8 protein-coding genes and 5 tRNA genes are annotated in these 7446 nt (G+C 70.8%); 3 read left to right on the forward strand and 10 right to left on the reverse strand.

Annotated elements, in window-relative coordinates; all coding sequences use genetic code 11:
* Nucleotides 1-10 precede the first annotated feature (10 nt).
* Nucleotides 11-835, reverse strand: a complete 825-nt coding sequence (locus ACFWPI_RS23960) for a 1-acyl-sn-glycerol-3-phosphate acyltransferase (protein WP_063347708.1) — start codon at nucleotides 833-835, stop codon at nucleotides 11-13.
* 232 nt (nucleotides 836-1067) lie between these two features.
* Here ACFWPI_RS23960 and cofC point away from each other — a divergent pair, with 232 nt between their 5' ends.
* Nucleotides 1068-1751 (forward strand): 2-phospho-L-lactate guanylyltransferase, encoded by a 684-nt coding sequence (gene cofC, locus ACFWPI_RS23965; RefSeq protein ID WP_063347709.1) that lies wholly within the window; start codon nucleotides 1068-1070, stop codon nucleotides 1749-1751.
* A gap of 56 nt (nucleotides 1752-1807) precedes the next feature.
* A complete protein-coding gene (locus tag ACFWPI_RS23970; RefSeq protein ID WP_063347710.1) occupies nucleotides 1808-2029 on the forward strand; it encodes a hypothetical protein in 222 nt (73 codons plus the stop codon).
* Nucleotides 2030-2237: 208 nt separating this feature from the next.
* On the opposite strand, the gene ACFWPI_RS23975 is transcribed toward ACFWPI_RS23970, so the two are convergent.
* From ACFWPI_RS23975 to leuC, 4 genes are all read right to left on the reverse strand, one after another.
* Nucleotides 2238-2954, reverse strand: coding sequence for an HU family DNA-binding protein (locus ACFWPI_RS23975; protein ID WP_063347711.1), 717 nt, complete (start codon nucleotides 2952-2954; stop codon nucleotides 2238-2240).
* A gap of 133 nt (nucleotides 2955-3087) precedes the next feature.
* The gene (locus ACFWPI_RS23980; protein ID WP_371517045.1) at nucleotides 3088-3435 is read right to left on the reverse strand and encodes a hypothetical protein; all 348 of its coding nucleotides are present in this window, start codon (nucleotides 3433-3435) and stop codon (nucleotides 3088-3090) included.
* 181 nt (nucleotides 3436-3616) lie between these two features.
* On the reverse strand, nucleotides 3617-4213 hold the full coding sequence (gene leuD, locus ACFWPI_RS23985; RefSeq protein WP_380376597.1) for a 3-isopropylmalate dehydratase small subunit: 597 nt from the start codon (nucleotides 4211-4213) through the stop codon (nucleotides 3617-3619).
* A gap of 5 nt (nucleotides 4214-4218) precedes the next feature.
* Complete coding sequence (gene leuC / locus ACFWPI_RS23990) at nucleotides 4219-5655, reverse strand: 3-isopropylmalate dehydratase large subunit (protein ID WP_063347713.1); 1437 nt, start codon at nucleotides 5653-5655, stop codon at nucleotides 4219-4221.
* A gap of 232 nt (nucleotides 5656-5887) precedes the next feature.
* Here leuC and ACFWPI_RS23995 point away from each other — a divergent pair, with 232 nt between their 5' ends.
* Nucleotides 5888-6601 (forward strand): IclR family transcriptional regulator, encoded by a 714-nt coding sequence (locus ACFWPI_RS23995; protein ID WP_063347714.1) that lies wholly within the window; start codon nucleotides 5888-5890, stop codon nucleotides 6599-6601.
* Nucleotides 6602-6706: 105 nt separating this feature from the next.
* Here ACFWPI_RS23995 and ACFWPI_RS24000 read toward each other — a convergent pair.
* The 5 genes from ACFWPI_RS24000 to ACFWPI_RS24020 all read right to left on the reverse strand — a co-directional run bounded on the left by ACFWPI_RS24000 (nucleotide 6707) and on the right by ACFWPI_RS24020 (nucleotide 7211).
* Nucleotides 6707-6781: transfer RNA gene (locus ACFWPI_RS24000), tRNA-Gln, on the reverse strand.
* Nucleotides 6782-6830: 49 nt separating this feature from the next.
* A tRNA-Glu gene (locus ACFWPI_RS24005) sits at nucleotides 6831-6903 on the reverse strand.
* Between the two features lie 26 nt (nucleotides 6904-6929).
* Nucleotides 6930-7002 (reverse strand) — tRNA-Glu (locus ACFWPI_RS24010).
* A 27-nt stretch (nucleotides 7003-7029) separates the two neighbouring features.
* Nucleotides 7030-7102: transfer RNA gene (locus tag ACFWPI_RS24015), tRNA-Glu, on the reverse strand.
* Nucleotides 7103-7139: 37 nt separating this feature from the next.
* Nucleotides 7140-7211 (reverse strand) — tRNA-Gln (locus ACFWPI_RS24020).
* Nucleotides 7212-7446: the final 235 nt, after the last annotated feature.

Genomic DNA, 7446 nt, shown 5'->3' on the forward strand with positions numbered 1-7446 from the left:
GCGCAGCGGGTCACCGGCCGCCCTCCTCGTCGTCGTTTCCGCCCTTGGCGCGCCGGCGTTCGGCGGCGGCCGCGGCGGCGCGGTTCCGGGCGGCCTTGCGCATGTCGTAGCGCTCGGCCGGCGGCTCCTCGCCGCGGACGTCGGCCAGCACGGCGGTGATCGCCGTCATGATGTCCTCGGTGGCGTCGCCCAGCACCTGGGCGGTGAGCTCCTGGCCCCGGTACTTGCTCAGGTCCACCGCGGGCCCCGCCGCCACGGTGACCCGGTGGCGCGGGAAGAGGTTGAACTTGCCCTTCCCGAAGCCCGGCCGGCCGTACGGCGGGATGATCTCGTGCGCTCCCCAGTGCGCGACCGGGATGACCGGCGCGCCGGTCATCAGCGCGACCCTGGCGACGCCGCTCTTGCCGGTCATCGGCCACAGGTCCGGGTCCCGGGTGAGCGTGCCCTCCGGGTAGAACTGCACGCACTGGCCGCCGTTGACGGCGTCGATAGCGGCCCGGAAAGCCTGCGCGGCATCGGTGGACTCGCGGAACACCGGAATCTGGCCGGTCTTGCGCAGCATGAATCCGATGAAGGGAATCGAGAACAGCGAGGACTTGCCGAGAATGCGCGGCGGACGGCCGCTGTTGTACTGCCAGTGCGCGTAGATCACCGGGTCGATGATCGAATTGTGGTTCACCGCGGCGATGAAGCCGCCTTCCTTCGGAAGGTGCTCCCAGCCCCGCCAGTCGGGCTTCACCAGCGCGGTCGTCACCGGCTTCACCAGCACGGCCGCGAAGCGGTACCAGATGCCGTAGTCGGCGTTGCCGAACTTGGCGTACGAGCGGCGGGCCACCCCAGGTCCTCCTCATCCGAAGCGGCACGTGGGGTGCCGCGGTCATAACCTCCCGGTACCGCGCACCGGTACGGGACCGGTGCCCGGATCACGGGTGCGGAACAGTCTCGCCCGGCTGCTCACCGGCTGTCGAGCGACCGCACCAACCCGCCCGGCAGGCGTGATCAAACGCACGTCCGCACAGATCGGACGGCCTGGCGAGGGCTCCGGGACCGGCGTCACAATGACGCCGATGACCCAGGACACCGTACGCCCCAACGGGCCCGTCGCGCCCCCCGCACCCACCACCGACTGGTCGCTGGTGCTGCCGCTCAAGCCGCTCGCCCTCGCGAAGAGCCGACTGGCCCCGTACGCCGGGCCGCACCGGGCGGACCTCGCGCTGTCCTTCGCGCTCGACACCGCCACCGCCGCGCTGGCCACCCCGGGCGTCGCCCGGGTCCTGGTGGTCACCCGGGACGCGGCGGCCGGCGCCCGGCTGGCGGCGCTGGGCGCGGTGGTGGTCGCCGACGAACCCGGCGAGGGCCTCAACGAGGCGCTGGTGCACGGCGCGGCGGCCGCCCTGGCACTCGCCCCGCGCTCGCCGCTGGCCGCCCTCTCGGCGGACCTGCCGGCCCTGCGCCCGGTCGAACTGGCCCGGGTGCTGGGCGCGGTGCCACCGGACGGCCGGGCCTTCCTGCCGGACTCCCCCGGCCTCGGCACCACGCTGCTCGCCTGCACCCCCGGCCGCCCGCTCTCCCCCGCCTTCGGGGACGGCTCACGGGCCCGGCACGCGGCCGGCGGAGCACTCGAACTGCGCCTGGCGGACGTGGAGTCGGTGCGCCGGGACGTCGACACCGGCGCGGACCTCGGCGAGGCCGCGGTGCTCGGCCTCGGCCCGTACACCAGCAGTCTGTTCGCCCGGCTGGCACGGGCCTGACCGCCGCCCCGCAGGACGCCGTCCGGCCGGTCGGGGCCGCTCGCTATGCTGCTGCCATGCAGGCCACCGCGTTCACCTTCGACCCCGCCACCCGGGCCGGCTCCGTGCTGCTCGACGACGGGACCCCGGTGCCGTTCGACGCGGCCGCCTTCGACGCCGGCGGTCTGCGGCTGCTGCGGCCGGGCCAGCGGGTGCGGATCCGCACCGAGGGCGCCGGCGAGGCCCGCCGGGTGGTCTTCGTGACGCTGCAGACCTTCCCCGACCCCGCCGCGGGCTGACCGCCCTCCGCTGGCCGTCCCCCCGCTGCTCCTCCCCCCCCCCGTCCGGCACGCCCGCCTTCGCGTTCCGTGCCTGGTCACCGTCGGTCGGAGAATCCTGACTAAGCGCCCGGAAATCGAAAGAGCCGCGGCGACCCGGTCTCCGCAATTCACGGAGGGGGGTGCCGCGGCTCTCTGCCGAAGGCCGTCCGAGGACCGCTGCGCGGGACTACTTGGCAGAGGTCTTGCGCGCGGTGGTCTTGCGGGTGGCGGTCTTCTTCGCCGGAGCCGTCTTCTTGGCCGTCGCGGTCGCCTTCTTGGCGGTCGCGGTGGTCTTCTTGGCGGCGGCGGTGGTGGTCGCCTTCTTGGCGGCGGCGGCCGTCTTCTTGGTCGCGGTCGCGGTGGTCTTCTTCGCGGCGGCGGTGGTGGTCGCCTTCTTGGCGGCGGCGGCCGTCTTCTTGGTCGCGGTCGCGGTGGTCTTCTTGGCCGCGGCCGTGGTGGTCGCCTTCTTGGCGGCGGCCTTCTTGGCCGGAGCAGCGGCGGCGGCGGCCGTGGCGGCACGCTTGGTCGCGGCGCGCTTGGCGGCCGGGGTGGCGGCGACGCCGCTCTTGCCCGGGGTGAGGGAGCCCTTGGGGGCCTTCTTCACCGAGGGGCCTTCCTTCGGCAGCTTCTTGCTGCCGCTGACCAGGTCCTTGAAGCCCTGGCCGGGACGGAAGCGGGGCACCGAGGTCTTCTTGACCTTGACCTTCTCGCCGGTCTGCGGGTTGCGGGCGAAGCGCGCGGAGCGCTCCACCTTCTCGAAGGTGCCGAAACCAGTGACCGAAACCCGGTCACCGGCCACAACGGCACGGACCATGGTGTCGAGCACTGCGTCGACGGCCTCTGCGGCAGCCTTGCGACCGCCCAGCTGCTCGGCCACCGCTTCGACAAGCTGAGCCTTGTTCACGTCTTCCCCTTCGGAAACGGGCGCCGGATGATTCCATCCGTTCTTTTCGCACGTTAGGTATGTATCTGCGGACTTTCAATTACCAAACGCGCGAATCACCCTAGTGTCGCAATGGATTTGCGCGTCGGCGACCTCAGGCGACGGGCGGGCGCCCCTCGTCGAGGTCATGTACAAAGCGACTCAACCGCCTTGCCGCCTCCGGAAGATCGCGCTTGGCGGTCTCGGTGACGATGAGGAGTTGACGGGAGAGAGCGGTCTTTGCATCGGCAGACACGTTCAGCGCATGCACGCGGGCGTGAGCTTGCTTCAACCGCTCGGCCACAAGCGCGTAGAGCGCTGCGACTTCCTGGTCGTCCGGCCCCTCAGCTGGTGCGGAGGCGACGTCCGGCCGATCGTCAATTCGGCGTTCGGATCCCCGGCCCACGGACTCCGGAGCCGCGGGTTCGCCGCCCGCGTACGGAGGTTCATGGTGCCGGTGCATGTACTGATTGTGCCATCTACCCGCAGTTGTACTTGCGCGGGGCCCTCTCCGGCAAAGCCAAATGGGCAATCCGGGGTGGGCCGCGGCGCTAACTCGTGCTCCGGAACGGCGGATGGCCCGCCCCCCCGAAGGGGAGGCGGGCCATCCGGTGGATCGCCAGAATGCTTGTTCTGAGGGGATCTCAGGCAACCGGCAGAGTACGGGGCTTGAAGGCCGGACGGGTCGCTTCGAAGGTCGCGATGTCGGCCTCGTGCCGCAGGGTGATGCTGATGTCGTCCAGCCCGTTGAGCAGCCGCCACCGGACGTTGTCGTCCAGTTCGAAAGACGCGGTGACGCCCTCGGCCCGGACTTCGCGGGCTTCCAGATCAACGGTGATCTCGGCCGAAGGGTTACTCTCGGTGAGCGCCCAGAGCCGTTCCACGGTCTCTTGCGGCAGGACGACCGTCAGCAGTCCGTTCTTCAGGGAATTCCCACGGAAGATGTCCGCGAAGCGCGACGAGATGACCGCGTGGAAGCCGTAGTTCTGCAGCGCCCAGACGGCGTGCTCGCGGGAGGAGCCGGTGCCGAACTCCGGGCCGGCCACCAGGACCGTGGCGCCCTGCCGCTCGGACCGGTTGAGGATGAACGACTCGTCCTTGCGCCAGGCCTCGAAAAGGCCGCCCTCGAAACCGGAACGGGTGACCTTCTTGAGCCAGTGGGCCGGGATGATCTGGTCGGTGTCCACGTTCGAGCGCCGCAGCGGAACGGCCCGGCCGGTGTGGGTGGTGAACTTCTCCATGGTTCTCAGGCCTCCACAGCCACGTTGGTGTCCGCCAGGTCGGAGGGCAGATCGGACGGTGCGGCCAGACGGCCCAGGACGGCGGTCGCGGCGGCGACCTGCGGGGACACCAGGTGGGTCCGGCCGCCCTTGCCCTGCCGGCCCTCGAAGTTGCGGTTCGAGGTGGAGGCGCAGCGCTCGCCGGGGGCGAGCTGGTCGGGGTTCATGCCCAGGCACATCGAGCAGCCCGCGTGGCGCCACTCGGCGCCGGCTGCGGTGAACACCTTGTCCAGGCCCTCCTCCACGGCTTGCAGGGCGACCCGGACGGAGCCGGGGACGACCAGCATCCGTACGCCGTCGGCGATCCGGCGGCCCTCCACGACGGCGGCGGCGGCGCGCAGGTCCTCGATCCGGCCGTTGGTGCAGGAGCCGACGAAGACGGCGTCGACGGTGACCTCGCGCAGCGGGGTGCCGGCCTCCAGGCCCATGTAGGCGAGGGCGTTCTCGGCGGCCGCGCGCTCCTGCGGGTCGGTGAAGGAGGCCGGGTCCGGCACGTCGGAGCCCAGCGGGGCGCCCTGGCCGGGGTTGGTGCCCCAGGTGACGAACGGGGTCAGCGCGGCCGCGTCGATGAAGATCTCGTGGTCGAAGACCGCGTCCTCGTCGGTGCCCAGGGTCGACCAGTACGCGACGGCGGCGTCCCAGTCCTCGCCCTGCGGGGCGTGCGGACGGCCCTTGAGGTAGTCGAAGGTGGTCTCGTCCGGGGCGATCATGCCCGCCCGGGCGCCGGCCTCGATGGACATGTTGCAGATGGTCATCCGGGCTTCCATGGACAGGCCCCGGATCGCCGAACCGCGGTACTCCAGGACGTATCCCTGGCCGCCGCCGGTGCCGATCTTGGTGATCACGGCCAGGATCAGGTCCTTGGCGGTGACGCCCTCGGGCAGTTCGCCCTCGACCGTGACGGCCATCGTCCGGAACGGCGCCAGCGGCAGCGTCTGGGTGGCCAGCACGTGCTCGACCTGGCTGGTGCCGATGCCGAACGCCAGTGCGCCGAAGGCGCCGTGGGTCGAGGTGTGGGAGTCGCCGCAGACCACGGTCATGCCGGGCTGGGTCAGGCCCAGCTGCGGGCCGACCACGTGCACGACGCCCTGCTCGATGTCGCCGAGCGAGTGGATCCGGACGCCGAACTCGGCGGCGTTGCGGCGCAGCGTCTCCAACTGCACCTTGGACACCGGGTCGGCGATCGGCTTGTCGATGTCGACGGTGGGGGTGTTGTGGTCCTCGGTGGCGATCGTCAGATCGGTGCGGCGGACCGTCCGGCCGGCCAGCCGCAGCCCGTCGAAGGCCTGCGGGCTGGTCACCTCGTGGAGCAGGTGGAGGTCGATGAAGAGCAGGTCGGGCTCTCCCTCCGCGCGCCGCACGACGTGGTCGTCCCAGACCTTCTCTGCGAGTGTCCGTCCCATCGGATTCCCTCCAGCCGGCCGCGTTGCCGGCCTTCTCGTGTCGTCGAGGTCGGAGCTCCCGCCGCCCTGTGGCGGGCGCGTTCTCGCGACCTGCACGCCGGATCGCTGTCCACGATGCGGACACTCTGGCGAGGTCGCATCCTGGATGCCTCCCGGGCTGCTGCATCCAGAGTGGCGCTTTTCCCGGAAGATTGAACTTGCGTCTCGCGGAATGAGACTGCAGTCTTAGGGCATGGACAACTCTAGCGGCGTCGGCGTTCTCGACAAGGCCGCTCTGGTGCTGAGCGCACTGGAGTCGGGCCCCGCCACGTTGGCGGGGCTGGTCGCCGCCACCGGTCTGGCGCGCCCCACGGCCCACCGGCTCGCCGTCGCACTCGAACACCACCGTCTGGTCACCAGGGACATGCAGGGGCGATTCATCCTCGGCCCCCGTCTCTCCGAACTCTCCGCCGCGGCGGGCGAGGACCGGCTGCTCGCCACCGCGGGCCCGGTCCTGACCCACCTGCGCGACGTCACCGGCGAGAGCGCACAGCTCTACCGCCGCCAGGGCGAGATGCGGATCTGCGTAGCCGCCGCCGAGCGGCTCTCCGGCCTGCGGGACACCGTCCCGGTCGGCAGCACCCTGCCGATGAAGGCCGGCTCGGCCGCCCAGGTCCTGCTGGCCTGGGAGGAGCCCGAGCGGCTCCACCGCGGCCTCCAGGGCGCCCGTTTCACCGCCACCGCGCTCAGCGGCGTCCGCCGGCGCGGCTGGGCCCAGTCGATCGGCGAGCGCGAGCCGGGCGTCGCGTCCGTCTCCGCTCCCGTGCGCGGCCCCTCCAACCGCGTGGTGGCCTCCGTCTCCGTCTCCGGCCCGATCGAGCGGCTGACCCGTCACCCGGGCCGCCTGCACGCCCAGGCCATCATCGAGGCCGCGAACCGGCTCACCGAGGCGCTCCGCCGCGGCTGACCGCCGCCATCCGGAAAGGGCCCCGCGCAGCACCACCGCGCGGGGCCCTTCGGAATGCTCCGGGAAATACAAAAAAAGACCCCGGAAACCGGGGCCTTGAATTTCTGGCTGGGGTACCAGGACTCGAACCTAGACTAAATGAACCAGAATCACTCGTGCTGCCAATTACACCATACCCCAACGCAAAGCAAGGGCCGATGGGATAACCCACCGGCTTCATGCTCTGAAGTACCCCCGACCGGATTCGAACCGGCGCTACTGCCGTGAGAGGGCAGCGTGCTAGGCCGCTACACAACGGGGGCTTCCTGGCGATCCCTTGCGGGATCAGTACCCCCGACCGGATTCGAACCGGCGCTACTGCCGTGAGAGGGCAGCGTGCTAGGCCGCTACACAACGGGGGCTTTCCAGGTGATCCCTTGCGGGATCAGTACCCCCGACCGGATTCGAACCGGCGCTACTGCCGTGAGAGGGCAGCGTGCTAGGCCGCTACACAACGGGGGCTTGTTCTTCACTTGTACTGCTGGACTTGCGTACTGCGCTGGGGTACCAGGACTCGAACCTAGACTAAATGAACCAGAATCACTCGTGCTGCCAATTACACCATACCCCACCAGAGTTGAACCCCTGTCGGGGCCTTCTCAGGCGTTGCGCCTCTCGTTCGGGGCCGGGCGGAGGGTTTCGCTCCCTCGTCCGTTCCCTCCCGGGCGGCGCAGAAAGAACATTACCCGACGCCGGCCCCGGCTCCAAAATCGATAACCCCAGGCAGCGGCCGGGCGACCTGGCGGTGACGTCCCGGCGGTGACGTCCGGGCAGGCTGCGGGCCCGGCACGAGGCCGGGCCCGCAG

Origin of the sequence: Kitasatospora sp. NPDC058492, assembly GCF_042720685.1 — a bacterium.
GTDB lineage: Bacteria > Actinomycetota > Actinomycetes > Streptomycetales > Streptomycetaceae > Kitasatospora.